The sequence below is a fragment of the Streptomyces griseiscabiei genome, from assembly GCF_020010925.1.
In the GTDB taxonomy this organism is placed as follows: domain Bacteria; phylum Actinomycetota; class Actinomycetes; order Streptomycetales; family Streptomycetaceae; genus Streptomyces; species Streptomyces griseiscabiei.
This window is the reverse complement of sequence record NZ_JAGJBZ010000005.1, coordinates 123772-140452: the sequence shown is the minus strand read 5'-3', so window position 1 is coordinate 140452 and position 16681 is coordinate 123772. Positions and strand designations below refer to the sequence as shown.

General features: G+C 68.9%; 16 protein-coding genes and 2 pseudogenes. 8 read left to right on the top strand and 10 right to left on the bottom strand.

The window, feature by feature from the left end; genetic code table 11:
* The first annotated feature begins 84 nt into the window (after positions 1-84).
* The 4 genes from J8M51_RS43440 (at position 85) to J8M51_RS43425 (ending at position 3366) form a co-directional block, all read left to right on the top strand.
* A complete protein-coding gene (locus tag J8M51_RS43440; RefSeq protein WP_024127213.1) occupies positions 85-498 on the top strand; it encodes an arsenate reductase ArsC in 414 nt (137 codons plus the stop codon).
* Positions 495-1478: a thioredoxin-disulfide reductase gene (gene trxB / locus J8M51_RS43435; RefSeq protein ID WP_024127214.1), complete on the top strand. Its 984-nt coding sequence runs from the start codon at positions 495-497 to the stop codon at positions 1476-1478. The genes J8M51_RS43440 and trxB overlap by 4 nt, the downstream gene beginning before the upstream one ends.
* 28 nt (positions 1479-1506) lie before the next feature.
* The gene (gene trxA, locus J8M51_RS43430; RefSeq protein WP_024127215.1) at positions 1507-1830 is read left to right on the top strand and encodes a thioredoxin; all 324 of its coding nucleotides are present in this window, start codon (positions 1507-1509) and stop codon (positions 1828-1830) included.
* Between the two features lie 87 nt (positions 1831-1917).
* Complete coding sequence (locus J8M51_RS43425) at positions 1918-3366, top strand: FAD-dependent oxidoreductase (protein ID WP_024127216.1); 1449 nt, start codon at positions 1918-1920, stop codon at positions 3364-3366.
* A gap of 730 nt (positions 3367-4096) precedes the next feature.
* On the opposite strand, the gene J8M51_RS43415 is transcribed toward J8M51_RS43425, so the two are convergent.
* On the bottom strand, positions 4097-4615 hold the full coding sequence (locus J8M51_RS43415; RefSeq protein WP_024127217.1) for a cupin domain-containing protein: 519 nt from the start codon (positions 4613-4615) through the stop codon (positions 4097-4099).
* 161 nt (positions 4616-4776) lie between these two features.
* On the opposite strand from J8M51_RS43415, the gene J8M51_RS43410 reads away from it, so the two are divergent.
* Complete coding sequence (locus J8M51_RS43410; protein ID WP_024127218.1) at positions 4777-5427, top strand: TetR/AcrR family transcriptional regulator; 651 nt, start codon at positions 4777-4779, stop codon at positions 5425-5427.
* A gap of 109 nt (positions 5428-5536) precedes the next feature.
* Here the strand turns inward: J8M51_RS43410 and J8M51_RS43405 are convergent.
* The 7 genes and pseudogenes from J8M51_RS43405 to J8M51_RS43375 all read right to left on the bottom strand — a co-directional run.
* Positions 5537-6093: pseudogene (locus J8M51_RS43405) on the bottom strand (transposase family protein); the annotation flags it as partial.
* Between the two features lie 64 nt (positions 6094-6157).
* Complete coding sequence (locus J8M51_RS43400; protein WP_086755779.1) at positions 6158-6532, bottom strand: ArsR/SmtB family transcription factor; 375 nt, start codon at positions 6530-6532, stop codon at positions 6158-6160.
* Between the two features lie 140 nt (positions 6533-6672).
* Positions 6673-7464: a response regulator transcription factor gene (locus J8M51_RS43395; RefSeq protein WP_024127222.1), complete on the bottom strand. Its 792-nt coding sequence runs from the start codon at positions 7462-7464 to the stop codon at positions 6673-6675.
* A 61-nt stretch (positions 7465-7525) separates the two neighbouring features.
* Positions 7526-8374: a phosphate ABC transporter ATP-binding protein PstB gene (gene pstB, locus J8M51_RS43390; protein WP_086755778.1), complete on the bottom strand. Its 849-nt coding sequence runs from the start codon at positions 8372-8374 to the stop codon at positions 7526-7528.
* Positions 8375-8436: 62 nt separating this feature from the next.
* A complete protein-coding gene (pstA, locus tag J8M51_RS43385) occupies positions 8437-9348 on the bottom strand; it encodes a phosphate ABC transporter permease PstA (protein ID WP_086755777.1) in 912 nt (303 codons plus the stop codon).
* A complete protein-coding gene (pstC, locus tag J8M51_RS43380; RefSeq protein ID WP_086755776.1) occupies positions 9345-10295 on the bottom strand; it encodes a phosphate ABC transporter permease subunit PstC in 951 nt (316 codons plus the stop codon). The genes pstA and pstC overlap by 4 nt, the downstream gene beginning before the upstream one ends.
* Positions 10292-11272, bottom strand: a complete 981-nt coding sequence (locus J8M51_RS43375) for a PstS family phosphate ABC transporter substrate-binding protein (RefSeq protein ID WP_086755775.1) — start codon at positions 11270-11272, stop codon at positions 10292-10294. Before J8M51_RS43375 ends, pstC begins: the two co-directional genes overlap by 4 nt.
* 1296 nt (positions 11273-12568) lie before the next feature.
* On the opposite strand from J8M51_RS43375, the gene J8M51_RS43370 reads away from it, so the two are divergent.
* The 3 genes and pseudogenes from J8M51_RS43370 to J8M51_RS43360 all read left to right on the top strand — a co-directional run.
* Entirely contained in the window at positions 12569-13390 is an 822-nt protein-coding gene (locus J8M51_RS43370; protein ID WP_256964660.1) for a class I SAM-dependent methyltransferase, read from the top strand.
* Positions 13391-13635: 245 nt separating this feature from the next.
* On the top strand, positions 13636-14415 hold the full coding sequence (locus J8M51_RS43365) for a PIG-L deacetylase family protein (protein ID WP_267300051.1): 780 nt from the start codon (positions 13636-13638) through the stop codon (positions 14413-14415).
* Between the two features lie 169 nt (positions 14416-14584).
* Positions 14585-14941, top strand: a pseudogene (locus J8M51_RS43360) (GFA family protein); the annotation flags it as partial.
* Here the strand turns inward: J8M51_RS43360 and J8M51_RS43355 are convergent.
* Together J8M51_RS43355 and J8M51_RS43350 are read right to left on the bottom strand one after the other, a co-directional pair.
* Positions 14863-15654 (bottom strand): GNAT family N-acetyltransferase, encoded by a 792-nt coding sequence (locus tag J8M51_RS43355; RefSeq protein WP_063817462.1) that lies wholly within the window; start codon positions 15652-15654, stop codon positions 14863-14865. The pseudogene J8M51_RS43360 and the gene J8M51_RS43355 overlap by 79 nt on opposite strands.
* A gap of 90 nt (positions 15655-15744) precedes the next feature.
* Positions 15745-16638 (bottom strand): carbon-nitrogen hydrolase family protein, encoded by an 894-nt coding sequence (locus J8M51_RS43350; protein ID WP_086755695.1) that lies wholly within the window; start codon positions 16636-16638, stop codon positions 15745-15747.
* Positions 16639-16681 lie beyond the last annotated feature (43 nt).

The window sequence follows — 16681 nt, the reverse complement described above, 5'->3', positions numbered from 1 at the left end:
ATACTCTCACATCAGTGGTTGATGATGCCACTGGATACTGACATCAGCATTAGCTGATTTGTTCGTGAGAGAGGGTCCCTTCCGATGACCGACAAGCCGTCCGTCCTGTTCGTCTGTGTCCACAACGCCGGCCGCTCCCAGATGGCCGCCGCCTGGCTGACCCACCTGGCCGGGGACCGCGTCGAGGTCCGCTCCGCCGGATCCGATCCCGGCGACGTGGTCAACCCGGCAGCCGTCGAGGCCATGGCCGAGGTGGGTATCGACATCTCCGCCGAGACCCCGAAGATCCTCACCGTGGACGCGGTCCGCGAGTCCGACGTCTGCATCACCATGGGCTGCGGCGACACCTGTCCCGTCTTCCCCGGCAAGCGCTACCTCGACTGGAAGCTGCAGGACCCGGCCGGTCGCGGTGTGGCCGCGGTCCGCCCGATCCGCGACGAGATCAAGACCCTCGTCGAGGGCCTCATCAAGGAGATCGCGCCGGAGACCGCGTCATGAGCGGCGAGATCCGGAACGTCATCGTCATCGGCTCCGGTCCCGCCGGATACACCGCCGCCCTGTACACGGCGCGCGCCGACCTCAAGCCGCTGGTCTTCGAGGGCTCGGTCACCGCGGGCGGGGCACTGATGAACACCACCGAGGTCGAGAACTTCCCCGGGTTCCCCGAGGGCATCGTCGGCCCGGACCTCATGGACAGCATGCGCGCCCAGGCGGCACGCTTCGGCGCCGAACTCGTCGCCGACGACGTCGTTGCCGTCGACCTCACGGGCAGCGTCAAGACGGTCACCGACTCCAGCGGCACCGTCCACCGGGCCCGCACCGTGATCGTCACCACCGGCTCCCAGCACCGCAAGCTGCACCTGGACCGCGAGGACGACCTGTCGGGCCGCGGCGTGTCGTACTGCGCGACGTGCGACGGGTTCTTCTTCCGGGAGCGCGACATCGTGGTCGTCGGCGGCGGCGACACCGCGATGGAGGAAGCCACCTTCCTCACCCGTTTCGCCCGCTCCGTCACCGTCGTCCACCGCCGCAGCACGCTGCGCGCCTCGCAGGCCATGCAGAACCGCGCGTTCGCCGACGACAAGATCTCCTTCGCCTTCGACAGCGAGATCGCGGAGATCAAGGAGGAGGGCGGCGCGCTGTCCGGCCTCGTCCTGCGTGATGTCTTCTCCGGCGAAACGCGGGAACTGGCAGCCACCGGCCTGTTCGTCGCGATCGGACACGACCCGCGTACCGAGCTGTTCGCCGGCCAGCTGGACCTGGACGACGAGGGCTACCTGAAGGTCGCATCCCCCTCGACCCGCACGAACATCCCCGGCGTCTTCGGCGCGGGCGACGTCGTCGACCACACCTACCGCCAGGCCATCACCGCCGCGGGCTCCGGCTGCGCGGCGGCCCTGGATGCCGAGCGCCACCTCGCCGCCCTCACCGACACCGCCCAGGACGCCGAGCCGGACAGGACACCGGCCGCAGCCTGACCCACCCCCCTTCCCCCAGGAGGCCGTCATGGCTCTCAGAAATGTCACCGACGACTCGTTCGAAACCGAAGTCCTCACGAGCGGCAAACCGGTCCTCGTGGACTTCTGGGCCGCCTGGTGCGGCCCCTGCCGCCTCCTCGACCTCGCGCTGGAGGCGTTCGCCGCCGAGCACGGCGACAAGATCGACATCGTGAAGCTGAACATCGACGAGAACCCGGCCACCGCCGCCGAGTACGGCGTCATGTCCATCCCCACGATGAACCTCTACTTCGACGGCGAGGTCACCCGGACCATCGTCGGTGCGAAGCCCAAGGGCGCACTCGACCGCGACCTCGCAGACGTCATCGCCTGACCGCCCCGGCTCCCGGCAGTAACCACACGCACCGGGAGCCCGTGCTCTTCTTGCTCGACGAGCTGTACGAAGCCCCCGGAGGCATTTGTGAACGGCAAACACATCGTCGCGATCGGCGGGAGCGACGCAGGCATCAGCGCCGCGCTGCGTGCCCGTGAACTCGACCCGCACAGCGAAGTCACCGTCGTCGTGGCCGACGCCTACCCGAACTTCTCCATCTGCGGCATCCCCTACTACGTGTCGGGCGAAGTGGCGCACTGGACCGACCTGGCCCACCGCACCGCCGCCGACCTCGACGCCGCCGGGATGAAGGTCCGCACGAACACACGGGCCACCTCCATCGACGTATCCGGCCACCGGGTCGCCCTGCACCAGCGCGACGGACGGAGCGAACTGCTCGCCTACGACGCTCTGATCATCGGTACCGGCGCGGTCAGCGCCCGCCCCGCGATCACCGGGCTGACGGGCCCCGGCGCGCTCGGCCCGCGCGACGGCGTGCACCTGCTGCACAGCATGGGCGACACCTTCGCGGTCATGCGGAGCATCGAGGAGCGGCAGCCCGCCCGAGCCGTCGTCATCGGCGCCGGGTACATCGGCCTGGAGATGGCCGAAGCGCTGACCACCCGCGGGATCAACGTCACCCAGATCGAAGCCCTGCCCGAAGTCCTGCCCACCGTCGACCGCGAACTCGGCGCGCTGGTGAACACCGAACTCCGGGCACACGGCGTGGAGGTCCTCACCAGCACCACCGTCGCCTCCGTCACCACGGACAGCCCGGGCGGCCCCCTGCAGGTCGAGGCGACAGGACCGGAAGGACAGCGGATCGCCCGGACGACGGACATGGTTCTGGTCGTCGTCGGCGTGAAACCCGACACCGCACTGGCCGTCGAGGCCGGCGCCCGGACCGGCGCGAAGGGCGCCATCGAGGTCGACGAATCGATGCGGACGTCCCTGCCCGACGTCTTCGCCGCCGGCGACTGCGCGGTCACCCATCACCGGCTGCTGGGAACGACATGGCTTCCGCTGGGCACCACCGCCCACAAACAAGGGCGGGTCGCCGGGGAGAACGCACTGGGCGGAAGGCGGCGCTTCGCGGGAAGTCTGGGCACCCAGGCCGTGAAAGTCTTCGACCTCGTCGCCGCCCGCACGGGCCTGCGGGACCATGAAGCCCTCACAGCGGGCAACGGCTGGAACCCGAAGACGAGCGCCTCACGCCCGGACGACCACAAGGCGTACTACCCGGGCGCCACACCGATCGACATCCGGATCACCGCAGACACCACGACCGGACTCCTCCTGGGAGCCCAGCTCGTCGGACGGCGGAGCGCGGAGATCTCCAAGCGGGTGGACACCTACGCCACGGCCCTGTTCCACGGCATGAACGTCGACGCGATCAGCGACCTCGACCTCTCCTACACACCACCGCTCGGCTCCCCCTGGGACGCCGTACAGACCGCGGCCCAGCACTGGATGCGTGAGCACGCGCAACGGCCGGACGGTGGGGATGGGTTGTTCCGGGCGGACCGAGCGAAGTAGCCGGGCCATAACTGTCGTCGGCTCGGGAGCGCCCACAGGGGCCGGGATCGCGGATGCGCGTGGCGAGCCCTGCAGCGCGCTGAAGTCGGCCGTGCACCACTGCTTCGCCACCTGGTCGAGAGTCGGAGCTCAGGGCCGCCTGCATCAGAGCTTGTCCAGCTCCTGAACAGCGGGACTCGACCGACTGCCCCACGCGGCGGCTCCTGTTCGGTCCTGACCGCGTTGAGGAGGCCGAGCCGGTTCTGGTCGACGCCCTGCAGGCAAGAACCTCGATGACAGTGCGGTGCTCGTCTTCACCGCCGGTCCTGCCGCGAGCACCGCAATGCGCTCGCGGTACACGGGATCGCAGAGTCAGCGGCCGGGCAGGGCCGACATGAAGTAGGTGCGTCCGCTTCGCCACCACTCACGGGCAGCGAACCGGCGCCCACCTCCCCGAAGCCATCTCTCCAGGAGTTCGCGGTGAGGCTGGCCGGCTGCCGTGCTTCAGGGCGATGGTGCGGCCCGGAAGAGCGCCGGCATCCCGACAGTTCGCCGGTCATGACTGCCGGGTCCGGAAGCAGCCGTGCCGCCACCGTATCGAGGGCAGCGCGGTCGCCTCCGGATTCAGGCAGGCCATGCCCGCGCCCCGCGGACAGTAGCCGCGGGCCGTTGCAGCGGGCGGTCAGCATGTGCCCTCCCGCTCGGTCGCACACTCACGGCCGCCGGACGGGGGGCGCTGCGCGGTCAGGGATCAGTGCCAGTCATCCCCGGGCAGCAGCACCATGTTGTGCGCGCCGATGGCATCAGTCATTTCGTCGAACTTCTCCTGGGTCCAAGGCTCTGGAGGACCGTCCGCCGAGCCGTAGTTCAGGAAGAAGACTTCGGGCCCTGCCGGAGTGTAGAAGACGAGGAGGCGGGCCGGTTCCTGCGCCAGGTTCCGAAAGGCGTGCCGGGTCCCTTTGGGTATGTAGATGAAGTCACCGGGGTGAGCCGTGAACCTCTGGTTCCCGTTGAGGAACTCGAACTCCCCGGTGAGTACATAGAACGCCTCGTCCTCCTTCGAGTGGATGTGCGGCACGTTGCCGTGCCCCGGCTCGACGAGCCCGCTCATGAACGCGAGAGCACCGTCCGTCTCCTCGCCGGTGACCTTGACGGCGAACGTCTCGTGGCCTGTGAGCCGGGTGACGCCTTCGTCCTTGCGGACGACAAAGCCGTTGGGGGAACTCCAAACCGGATCGTCCTTGTCGGGGAGCGGTGAGCTGAGAGCCATGATCGCGGTCCCTTCCCTGCGGCGCCGCCCGAGCGGCCCGCCGCAGTACCATGTTGACTGTAAGTCATTGAACGCCAGTCAACCAAGATTGTCGATAGGGGCCCTGCTCGCTCCTCACATACGCTGCAGGACGACACGGCCGCCGCCGAGGAGGAATCGACGTGAGCGCACCCGAAGCAGAAAGGCCACCGACCCGTCGGCAGGCGGCAGCTCTGGAAACGCGCCAAAAACTGCTGTGCGCCGCCCTGGAGCACTTCTCCCGGCGCCCTTACGGAGAGGTGACCGTCGGGGACATCGCACGTACGGCGGGCGTCGCTCACGGACTCCTGTCCCATCACTTCAAAGGCAAGGAAAGCCTTTACGCAGAGGTCGTGCGGGAGGTCGACCAGCAGCTCAGGGCGGCAACGAAACTGGAGTCCGACGGCCCCGTACCCGACCGGCTGCGTCGGCACTTCGCCGCGCATCTACGCTTCCTGGCCTCGCATGAAGACGCCGCGCTCAATCTCGTCCTGCGTCGTACACAGGGAACCGACGTGGCGTCGACGGCCTTCGAGGCGACACGGGAGAAGGGGGTCCGGGACATCTGCGCGGTGCTCGGCCTCGACGCCGATGACCCTGTTCTGCTGCTGCCCATACGGGGGTTCGGCGCCGCCTGCGACGAGATGTCCCTGCTCTGGCTGCGTGACGGCCGCCCCGTTGAGATCGAAGCCCTTGCCGATGCCTGGATCAGCCTGCTCGTGGGTGCTGTCCGCGCCGCGTACGGCCTCACACCTACCCGCGAACTACGCGAGGCGCTCGTCGACCTGGAGTGAGGCCATGCGGCCCCGCAGCTCACGCAAGTGGTTACCGTTCTCCGGCGGCGGCTCGCGTCAAGGGCGCCACCACCCGGCCGCTCTCACGACCACTTCCGCCACAGAGAGGGCGGCAGTCGCGGAAGCTTTTCCAGTTCTTCAAGCGGGCGAAGGTGTGCGCGACGCGGGCGCGGACGCGTCGGTGCTCGGCGTTCTCCTCCTCCTGGCCGCACAAAAGTGGGCGTCCGGATCTTCTGCGGTGCGGGACGATCAGGCCGGTGCCCAGGCAGGCGCCGCCCGCTATGACCGTGGTCCCGGCCGCGATGGCGTGCAGGTCCGATTCCCGCCAGGCGTGGGCTTCGCCGTGTTCCCAGGACGGGGCGGGCCGAGGCGATCACCAGGCGGCTGTCCGTATCGATGACGACCTGCACATTCGCCGGGAGCCGACAATTGCGCGAGGGCGCGGCGACCGTACGGTCACGGACGGGGGAGAAGGTTTCCGTCGACGATCCACAACCGTTCGACGTCCGCGACGGGCCGCCGCGCCGGCTCGGTCGCCAGGAGCGGCCGCAGGCGATGAATGATCCGGCAGACGGTGGCAACGAAGATTCCGAAGGGCGGGGCGAGCTGCCGCATCGTGAGGTTGGTCCGGCAGTAGACGGCCACCAGCAGGACCCGGTCCGCCACTCAGCCCGCAACACCCCACCCGTACAAGAGGAATGCTCTATCTCGGGCCTTCTGCAGCAACCTTCTAGTCGACTGCGGGGTCCAGAATCGTCCGCACTCGCCGCAGTCCGTCGTGGTTCACGGAGTACCAGGCCCACGTGCCGCGGCGTTCACGGTCCAGCAGCCCGGCCTCGGTCAGCTTCTTGAGGTGGTGACTCACGGTCGGCTGCCGCAGCCCGAGGCAGTCGGTGAGGTCGCACACGCATGCCTCGCCGTTCGGCGCGCGCTCGATCAGGCGCAGCAGCTGGAGCCGGGTGGGGTCGGCGATGGCCTTCAGCATGTCGGCGAGGCGCTGGGCCTCTTCCCGTTCGATGAGGAGGCAGGCCAGGCCCGACGTGCAGGACTGCGCGCCCGCCTCGTCCACTGCCGTCTCCGCCACGCCCACTGTAGTGATAGCCATCTATTAACCATAGATGCGGCCCAGCTGGTATTCGCTGGTGAAGGGCGTCCTGCGGGTCTCTGTTCACCGAGCGTTCACCTTGACGGGCAGTCGCCCTCTGCCCGTTTCCGCCACGTGCTGGCATTGCCTCGTGACCGTGGTCAGCGGGTGGGAGCGGGGTGTGCTGAGGCGGCGGCCGGAGTGGGGGCTGCGGTGGTGCATTCCAGGCGGTAGCCCATGCCGCGGATGGCGTCGATGGTGCAGCAGCTGCCCGCGGTGTCGCGGAGTTTGTTGCGGACGCGCCTGACGTGGACGGTCAGGGTGTTGCTTTCGAGGGCGTCGGCGCCCCACAGCGCCTGGGTCAGCTCGCGGCGGCTGATGACCCGGCTCTCATGCTCCATGAGGTAGCGCAGCAGAAGGAACTCCCGCACGGGAAGGTCGAGCTGGCGTCCTCGGACGTGGACGTGGAAGCTGACGGGGTCGAGCTGGATGTCCCCGACGACCAGGGGCCCGTGCGGGTCCGCGGCGGGGGCGATCTGGGCGGTGAGCAGGGGCAGGATCTCTTCGATCCGGTATGGGCGGGCGACGAAGGCCACCGCGCCTGCGGCGAGGGCGGCGGTGGCTTCCTCGGTGCCGTCGGGGCCGGCTGCGACCATGACGGGCACGGGGTGGAGCCGCGCGATCAGGCCCGCCACGGCTGCCGCGTCGATGACCGGGAGCGGGGCGGCGAGCAGTACGGCGTCGGGGTGCTGGGCACCGGTCTGGAGCAGGGCTTCCGCGCCGTCGTGGCAGACGACGACGTGGACGCCCGCCCGCTGGAATCGGCTCAGGGCTCTCGCGGCGAGCTTCTCGTCCGGCTCGGCCAGGACCAGGCCCGGCTGCCGGCCCTCCCCGTCGCCCGCGGATTCACGGTGCGGGGCTCTGCCCGGCGGCTGTGGTGCGTCGGGGATCACCCGGGAAACTCCTTCACGTGTGGCGGCGCGCAAAGGGCACGGAGGGGCGCGTGTGCGGGTCTCAGCCGAAGCGGCCGGAGATGTAGTCCTCGGTGCGCTGGTCGGAGGGGTTGGAGAAGATGCGGGCCGTCTCGTCGTACTCGACCAGGCGCCCGTGGCGTTCGCCCCGCTCGTCGACGTCGGCCGTGAAGAAGGCGGTGCGGTGCGAGACCCGGGCCGCCTGCTGCATGTTGTGGGTGACCACGATGATGGTGAACTGCTGCGAGAGCTGTTCCATCAGGTCTTCGATCTTGGCGGTGGCGATCGGGTCCAGCGCGGAGCAGGGCTCGTCCATGAGGATCACCTCCGGCTTGACCGCGATGGTCCGGGCGATGCACAGCCGCTGCTGCTGACCGCCGGACAGGGCCAGGGCCGATGTCCGGAGCTTGTCCTTGACCTCGTCCCACAGGGCGGCGTTCGTCAGGGTCTCCTCGACCAGGTCGTCGAGGTTCCCCTTGAAACCGCCGACCCGCGGCCCGTAGGCGATGTTGTCGTAGATCGACTTGGGGAACGGGTTCGGCTTCTGGAAGACCATGCCGATGCGCCGGCGGACCTCGATGGGGTCGACGTCCCGCCCGTACAGGTCTTCGGAGTGGTAGGTGACCTTGCCCTGGACGCGGGCGGTGGGGACGAGGTCGTTCATGCGGTTGAAGCAGCGCAGGACGGTGGACTTGCCGCAGCCGGAGGGGCCGATCATCGCGGTGATCTGGCGGTGCCCGACGTGCATGTTGACGTCGCGGACGGCCTCGTGGCTGCCGTAGAAGACCGACAGGCTGCCGACCTCGAAGACCGGACTGGCCAGGGAGGGGGCGTCGCGGAAGGCGACCTGGGGGGTCCGGGTGCCGCCGGTGGTGTCGGGGGTAGGGGTCATCGCGGTCTCCTGCGAGAGGTCAACTGGACTGCTGAGGTGTCGGGTTGTTGCAGGCATGGCGGTCACCAGCGTCGGGAGTAGCGGTTGCGGAGCCAGATCGCCACGGAGTTCATCGCCAGCAGGATCACCAGCAGGACCACGATGGCGGCGGAGGCGAGGGCGGTGAACTCCGACCGGGACTGGCTGATCCAGTTGAAGATCTGGATCGGCAGCACGGTGAAGGCACTCTGCGCACCGGTCGGGTTGAACGTGATGAACGTCAGCCCGCCCAGCAGCAGCAGGGGCGCAGCCTCGCCGATGGCGCGCGACAGGGCCAGGATCGAGCCGGTGGCCATGCCGGGGACGGCGGCGGGAAGCACTTGGCGGCGCACGGTCTGCCACTGGGTCGCGCCCAGGGCCAGGGATGCCTGGCGGATGGACTGCGGGACGGCGCGGATCGCTTCCCTGGAGGAGATGATCACCACCGGCAGGACCAGGAGCGAGAGGGTGAGCGAGGCCGTCAGCACGGTCTGGCCGAAGCCGAGCCCGCGGGAGATCACCCCGAGCCCGAGGATGCCGTAGACGATGGACGGAACGGCGGCGAGGTTCTGGATGTTGATCTCGATCGCCCGGTTCCACCACCGGTCGGAGTCGGCGTACTCCTCCAGGTAGATCGCCGTGAGGATGCCCGTGGGCAGGCAGTACAGGGCGGTGAACGCGATCACCCAGATCGTGCCCATGATCGCGGACTGGGCGCCCGCCTGGCCGGGGTCGATGATGTCGGGGAAGTTCGTCCAGACCCTCGGGTCCAGGCGCGGCCACCCTTGGGTGATCACGTAGGCGAGGAGCGAGGCGAGGAAGACGACGGCGACGGCCAGGGAGGCCCAGAGGCCGAGGTGGAAGAACCGTTCGCGCCAGGGGGTGGAGCGGCCCTGGAGACGGGGCGCACCGGGTGCGCCGGCGGCAGGGGTGCGGTCGAGGACGGGAGAGCTCATTCGTAGACCTCGCGGTACTTGCGCACGAGTCGGATGCTGAACAGGTTCATCGCCAGCGTCATCACGAACAGCAGGGAGCCGACCGCGAAGATGGTCTGGTAGCCGACGGAGCCGGTGGGCAGGTCCCCGATCCCGGCGGCGGCGATGAACGCGGTCATGGTCTGCATGCCTTCGAGCGGGTCGAAGGACAGGTTGGGGCGGCCACCGGCGGCCACGGCGACGATCATCGTCTCGCCGAGCGCGCGGGATATCCCGAGGACGACCGCGGCCACGATGCCCGAGAGGGCGGCGGGCACCACCACGCGGGTGGAGACCTGCATCCGGGACGAGCCGAGCCCGAACGCCCCGTCGCGCAGTGCACGGGGCACCGCGCTCATGGAGTCCTCGGCGAGCGACGCGATCGTCGGGATGATCATGATGCCCATCACGAAGCCGGCGGCCAGCGCGTTGAAGACCTGCGGCCCTTCACCGCCGGGCCAGATGTCCTGGAGCAGTGGGGTGATGGCCTTCAGCGCGAAGAAGCCGTAGACGACGGTGGGGATGCCCGCGAGGACTTCCAGCATCGGCTTGAAGATCTTCCGCACCCGGGCGTTCGCGTACTCGCTCAGGTAGACGGCCGCGCCCAGGCCCAGCGGCACGGCGACCAGCAGCGCGATGAACGTGACCATGAGCGTGCCGGTGACCAGCGGGATCACACCGAAGGAGGCCGGCTTGAACAGCGGCGCCCAGTTGGTGCCGGTGATGAACGATCCGAAGTCGACCTTCCCGAAGAAGGTGACCGCCGGAGGGATCAGGGCGATGACGATGCCGATCGTGGTCAGCACCGATACCAGGGATGCGGCCACCAGCAGGATCTTGACGGCCTTCTCGCCGTACCGCGGCTGGGACCGCTTCAGGAAACCGTGGCCTCCTGAAGCGGCCTTCCGCCCGAGGGAGGAGGAACTCATGACTGGTGCTGCTCCCGCAGGGTTTCGAGGTCCTTCTTCAGCTCGGTCTCCTGCTCGGCGTTCAGCGGAACGAACTGGGACTTCTCAGCGATCTCGGCGTTGTTCTCGACGTAGTACTCGACGAACGCCTCGACCTCCTTCTTCTCCAGCGAGCCGGCCTTCGGGTAGAGGAACAGCGGCCTGGAGAGCGGCTTGTAGGTGCCGTCCTGCACGGTCTTGGTCTCCGGTGCCACGCAGCCGTCGCCGCCGTCGATCTTCAGGGCCTTGAGCTTGTCCTGGTTCTCCTCGAAGTAGGAGAGGCCGAAGTAGCCCATGCCGCCCTTGGAACCGGACACGCCCTGGACGGTGACGTTGTCGTCCTCGCTCGGGCTGTAGTCCGTACGGGAGGCGCCCTCCTCGCCGTTGACGGCGTCGGTGAAGTAGTCGAACGTTCCCGAGTCCGTGCCCGCGCCGAACAGCTCCAGCTTCTGGTTCGGGAACTTCGGGTCGACCTGATTCCAGTTGTTCACCTTGGAGCCCGGCTCCCAGATCTTCTTCAGCTGCTCGACGGTCAGGCAGTCCGCGAAGTCGTTGTCCTTGCTCACGACGACGGACAGGCCGTCGTTGGCGACCGTGAACTCCTCGAACTTGACGCCCTCCTTGTCGCAAAGAGCCTTCTCCTCGTCCTTGATCGGACGCGACGCGTTGGAGATGTCGGTCTCCCCGGCGCAGAACTTCTCGAAGCCACCGCCGGTGCCGGACGTGCCGACCGTGACCTTGACGCCCGTGTTCGCGGTCTGGAACAGCTGGGCCGCCACCGTGGACAGGGGCGCCACAGTGCTGGATCCGTCCACCTTGATAGTGCCGGCCAGCCTGCCCCCGTCACCGCTGCCCGACGATCCTGCCTCGGCGCCGCCGCAGGCACTCGCGGCCAGCATCACGGCCGCCGTCACCGCCAGCGGAACCCTGGCCCGGCGCAGCGAAGTGGGAATGTTCACGTGAGTCTCGATCCTCGTGTCTGCCGGGAATCCGGCGGGGCGTAACAGAAGAGGGGCGCGATGTGCGCCGGTCAGACGCTTAGATCGAAGCGCGTCTATATGAATGGACGGTGTACGGAAGACTCCACAGCGATGAATGATAGCCAGGCATCTATATAGATACCTGGCTATCGACGGTGTGCCCCTCACTTGACCGGCAACAGGCAAGACCCATCACGAGCCGGACATCCAGCCCCCTTCGACGTGCGCGCCATGCGTGTGAGAGCGTCCTTCTGGCTGCGCGGCAGGGTGGTCAAGGTTCCTGCTCTCGTCTGCGCTGCTCAGCCAAACCGGACGTGTTCCAGGTGATGGATGGCCTGCGGGCAGCGTGCCGAGTCGCACACGCCGATGAGCGGCTTGCTGTCCCGGCCGATGGCAGCGTCGGCGAGCCGCAGAACAGGGGGCCTTTGCCGGGTCGCGAACCAGGAGCAGTTGCCCGATGTGTAGCCGCGAGGCGAGCGGCTTCAACAGGTTGAACGACTACTCGTCGGCGTCCAGGACGCGCGGGCCCCGGGGGTGGATCGGGCAGTTCCGCGTAGCCAGGCTCGGAGGAGGCGATGAGCGTGGAGCGGCCCGACCGGTGGGCAACTAGCCGGACTTAAAGTAATGCCATGCGGCTACCGTCAGGTACACCTGCCGATCTCGTTCGAGCTCGGCGATTTCGGGCATGAACAAGCCCTGGGCTCCGCCGGACCGGCGAGCGTATCTCTCGGTTTGTGGTGGCATGCGCCTGCTTGAGCTGCACCTTTGCCGCCAGAAGGCCGAACGCCGGTAGGCCACCGCGATGACAACCGGTCGGCGTACCCCGCTACTGGCAACCGGCCGCCCACTGCGCCCAGGTACGCCTCGCCCGACCTGCGGCAACGCAAGATAGCCCTTGATCGCCGGTTACCCAAACCGGCGATCGTCGGGACACTTGAAGCTCCCCTTCAGCCGCGACTCACAGCGGCCTGACACGCGCGGCCTTTCGCCGCCTGGCCACAGGAACTATTCGATTACGCCCCGAGACCCGCGCGTCTTCATGCGCACGACAGAGTACGTTACACAGCGTTACCGAATAAACAGGACCCGCGGAGGATTCTGCTCATGATCGGGCGCCGAACTCCGCAGTCACGAGTGCTCACCAAAGCGAACGCCCCAGGCCAGTGGGCCGCGACTGCTCGCGAAGTTGCGGAACCTACAGTCACCGCCGTCGAAGCCGACGCCGCCCTCGGCGCACCCGGGCACCTCGTGCCGCGCGGCGGCTTCGACGCCAGCATGATCACCTACAACTGCTGGGACATCGCGCCGGCCTGGCGGGAGCAGCTGGCCGAGGGCGGCCGCCTGGTCCTGCCGCTGGAGATGGGCGGCTACACCCGGGCCATCACTCTCGAACGCCGCGGCGAGGTGCTGCACGCCGTCCACTTCACGTACTGCGGTTTCGTCCGCGACCAAGGGCAGCAGGCTCGCACCATCCCAGTCCTCTCCCTCCTCGACGGCAGGCTGACGCTCCGCTTCGAGCACGGCACCGCCGCCGATGCGACGGGCCTGGAAGAGGCGCTGCGCAGGCCGCGGCACGAGATCCCCACGGGTGTGACCATGGACTCGACGCGCTCCTACTTCGGCTCGCTGCAGCTGTACGCGGCCACCACCCTGTCCGGCTTCTGCCGCCTGGCCGCCCACCAGGAACCGGACGAGGGTGTGACCGGCATCGCGAAGGACCGCGACGCCCCCGCGATCGTCGGCGACGCCTCGCTCGCCTACCTGTTCCCCGTCCAGACCAAGGACGGCGACAGCCCGCAGGACAAGAAGTGGGAGTGGACCGTCCACGCCTTCGGCGAGCAGGGCCCCGCGCTCGCCGAGCGGCTGGCGGACGCGGTCCGGGCCTGGGACCGCCACGTCCGCGCCGACGACAACGACCAGCACGCCGATCCCGCCCTGACGGTCCACCCGGCCGGCACGCCCGACGACGCGCTGCCCGCCGGCGACGTCCTGGACAAGGACCTCTGCCGTCTGGTGTTCCGCTGGCCCGGGCGTGACGTGCCGCCGCCCCGGCCTGTTGAGCACTCGGGGGCCGGCGTCGTGCCGGAGGGGGTGTGACGGTGGAACGGGCAGTACGCGAGGCGGTGTTCGTCGCACCGGCAGGCAGCCGCCCGGATCCGCCGCGAGTTCGCCCATGTTCTGGACACGGACGCCGGCCGAACCGGCGAGCTCGTCGCGATCGCCCAGCTCCTCCAGGCATGCTCCCGTGGCGTCCACCCCACCCTCGCCCCGCTCATCGCCCGCCGGGCCCAAGAGCTCACCCACTCCCCCGTCCCCACTCCTTGACCGACCCGGAGGCCCTCGTGACGCGATCGACCGCCGCTCCGTCCCTGCTCGGAGTGTTCGCCCACCCGGACGACGAATCCCTCCTCGCCGGCGGTGTGCTCGCCCAGCACGCCGCCGGCGGCGCCCGCACCGCGGTCGTCACCGCCACCTGGACGGCCGACAGTCATCGAGCCACTGAACTCGCCGAGGCCTTGGACGTCCTGGGCGCCGGGGCCCCGCGGCTGCTCGGCTACGCAGATGCCCGCAATCCCGCCTCGGCACCCGGCGGCGCCGTGCGCCTGGTCGACGCGCGCCTCGACGAAGCCGTCGGCCGCCTGGTCGCCCACATCCGTGAGGTGCGGCCGGACATCGTCGTCGGCCACGACGCCCTGGGCCAGCTCACGGGTCACCCGGACCACCGGCGCGCTCACCAGATCACCCTGCTTGCCGTGGAGGCCGCCGGCCTCCCGCACCTGTTTCCCGACGCCGGTGAGCCCTGGCAGCCGGCGGCCCTGTACGCGGCCACGCACTCGGAATCCGGTGTGGGCCGGCTCGGCGCGATACTTCAGAGCGTCGGGAAGACCCTCCTCGCGGTGCCGGACGCGTACGTGACCGCGACCGTCGATGTCTCACCGTGGGCCGTGTTGAAGATGGCCGCGATCCTCGCGCACCGCAGCGAAGTCGCCCGCGAGCGGCCCCTGCCCGGCCTGCTCGCCCGCCTGCCCGAAGCAGAACGCGACGAAATCATCAGCACCGAGTCCTTCACCCGGCTCACCCCCGGCCCCGCGCCGGGGCACCCTCACCGGCTCGTCGCCTGACCGACCGCTGTCCACATGGTTCCCGGCGGCCGACCAGCTCGCCGCCGTCCACCAGGCCCGCGCACGGCTCGGGATCCCCCGTGCCGCGCGGCAGCCCCTCACCGAACTGCCTGACGCCACCGACCTCACCACCTTGTAGCCCCCGGCCCATCTCGAAGCGAGGACCCGCATGAGCAACACATCCCCCGCCCTGAGCACTCCCCCTGCAGCCGATCAGCCCCTGCCGGCCACAAGAGCCGCATCGGATGCCCCACCGCCGGTTCGAACAGGACACTGCCAGTGCGGCCGGATCTCCTACCAGGTCACCGGCGTCCCAGATGATCCGCATTTGTGTTCATGTGTCCATGAGACGCGGATCTCCGGTGGGCCCGCGGTGCTGTGGGTGGGCTTCCCCTTGGACTCCCTGATCTGGACCGGGACCGGCAGGGAGCCGAAGTGGTATGCGACCTACCCGACCCTACGACGAGGCTTCTGCCCCGACTGCGGAACACACCTCATGTCCATCGCCGACGACTCCGACATGGCCATGGTCACCGGGTTCAGCCTCACCGACCAGAACGGCATCGAACCGCTGGGCCACTCCTTCCGCGAGCACGCCGTGCCGTGGATGCACATCACCCTCGCCCCTGCCCCGGCACCCGACTGAGACGAGGCTGCGGCGCAGGACCAGGAGCTTGCAAGAACGGCCGCAGTCCTGGGTCTAAGCCGGGCTAAATGAGCAGGCTGGTGTGGGGGGTGGGACGCCGGCTGCTGCCGGATGACTTTCCTGAGTGCCCGGTTGATCTTGGGGTTGCGGCCGGGGACGTACGAGCGGATCGGCTCGTAGCCGCATGCGGTGTACAGGCCGAGAGCGGCAACGTTGCGTATACCGGTCTCCAGCAGGATCTCGGTGGGACCGCGGCCGAGCACGTCTTGTTCCAGAGCGGCGAGGATCCGGCGCCCGAGTCCCTGCCCGCGAACGGACGGCAGCACGTACATCCGCTTGATCTCGGCGGCCGAGGTGTTGAGGGTGCGCCAGCCCCCGCACGCCAGTGCCGGTCCGTCCCCGAGCCGTGCGACGAGGAACAGGCCGTCGGGAGCGTCGAATTCCGCGTCCTCGGTGGCTTCCGGGTCGTCGGCGGTGCCGTAGGTAGCCAGCTGCTCTTGGTGGAGGGCTTGGACGAGGAAGCGGGCATCGGGGCTGCCGTAGGGAACGGCGGTGAGCGTCCATTCCGGGGCGGCCTGGAACAGCGAGGTCATGGCGTCGATAGTGCCGTGCCGAGGGCGTCCAGCGCATCACTGTGTCCTGCGCCGCGGCGCCAAGTGGCTCTGGAGGACAGGGCGGCGGTCTCAGAAAGCGGTGTGGGTGTCGCTTCGCGGATCCCCGGTTACCCGATGGCCGTCGTAGAGCCCGTTCTGTGCCGAACGGCGCCAGGGCCGGGCGTAGCGGAGGGCCACGTTGATGTCCGGGTCGGTCGAGTCGAGGTTGATGTCCGCGACCGCCAGAGCGGGTTGCCCGTCGGCGGGGCACTGCGCTAGCCACCGGCCGCCGGGTGCCACGATTCCGGACGGCACCGTGGTGCTGAACTGGGCTGGGATGGAGTAGCCGAGCCAGTAGCTGTAGAGAGTTCCGTAGGCTTGGGCGATCCGGGCCCGCGGCGCGTCGTCGACCATCACGGAGAGCAGGACGCAGTCGACGTCCAGGCGTTCGTACTCGGCGAAGAGTGGCGGGAAGTTCGCCTCGACGCACAGCGCGCATCCGATGCGAATGCCGTCCACCTCGAAGACCACAGGATCGCGCCCAGGGGTGTACAGGTAGGAGACCTCGGTGTGCGACAGGAAGCGCTTGTCGTAGCGCGCGACTAGCTCGCCGCGGTCGGAGACGATGAAGAGGCTGTTGTGGGGCCGGTTCGGCGGTGTGAGCGGGTGGATCGACCCGAACGCCGTCCACAGCCGTAGCTCTCCCGCCAGCGCGGCGATCGACTCGGCTTCTTCGCGCAGTACGTCCCAGGCGGCACGGCTCCAGTCGGCCGGGGACAACTCGCCGTCGGGGCCGGCCGCCATCACGTGCTTGCTGGGGTAAGTGATCGCTCCCTCGGGGAACTGCACCAGGCGCGCGCCTGCGTCGGCGGCTTCAGCCATCAGGGCCCGGATCTCCTGCCCGGCTGCTCGCAGCGCGCCTCGGTCGGTGGGATCCTCCGGCACAGTGCTCTGCGCGACAGCCAGCCGCAATGTCCTCGCCATGGCGCGGACGCTACGGCATCTCCGCCCCTGTGGCCTGAAGGTC

Coding starts and splice junctions, on each gene's coding strand:
- J8M51_RS43440 (WP_024127213.1), top strand. CDS start 85: ATGACCGACAAGCCGTCCGTCCTGTTCGTCTGTGTCCACAACGCCGGC.
- trxB (WP_024127214.1), top strand. CDS start 495: ATGAGCGGCGAGATCCGGAACGTCATCGTCATCGGCTCCGGTCCCGCC.
- trxA (WP_024127215.1), top strand. CDS start 1,507: ATGGCTCTCAGAAATGTCACCGACGACTCGTTCGAAACCGAAGTCCTC.
- J8M51_RS43415 (WP_024127217.1), bottom strand. CDS start 4,615: ATGGCTCTCAGCTCACCGCTCCCCGACAAGGACGATCCGGTTTGGAGT.
- J8M51_RS43400 (WP_086755779.1), bottom strand. CDS start 6,532: ATGGCTATCACTACAGTGGGCGTGGCGGAGACGGCAGTGGACGAGGCG.
- pstB (WP_086755778.1), bottom strand. CDS start 8,374: ATGACCCCTACCCCCGACACCACCGGCGGCACCCGGACCCCCCAGGTC.
- pstA (WP_086755777.1), bottom strand. CDS start 9,348: ATGAGCTCTCCCGTCCTCGACCGCACCCCTGCCGCCGGCGCACCCGGT.
- pstC (WP_086755776.1), bottom strand. CDS start 10,295: ATGAGTTCCTCCTCCCTCGGGCGGAAGGCCGCTTCAGGAGGCCACGGT.
- J8M51_RS43370 (WP_256964660.1), top strand. CDS start 12,569: ATGATCACCTACAACTGCTGGGACATCGCGCCGGCCTGGCGGGAGCAG.
- J8M51_RS43355 (WP_063817462.1), bottom strand. CDS start 15,654: ATGACCTCGCTGTTCCAGGCCGCCCCGGAATGGACGCTCACCGCCGTT.
- J8M51_RS43350 (WP_086755695.1), bottom strand. CDS start 16,638: ATGGCGAGGACATTGCGGCTGGCTGTCGCGCAGAGCACTGTGCCGGAG.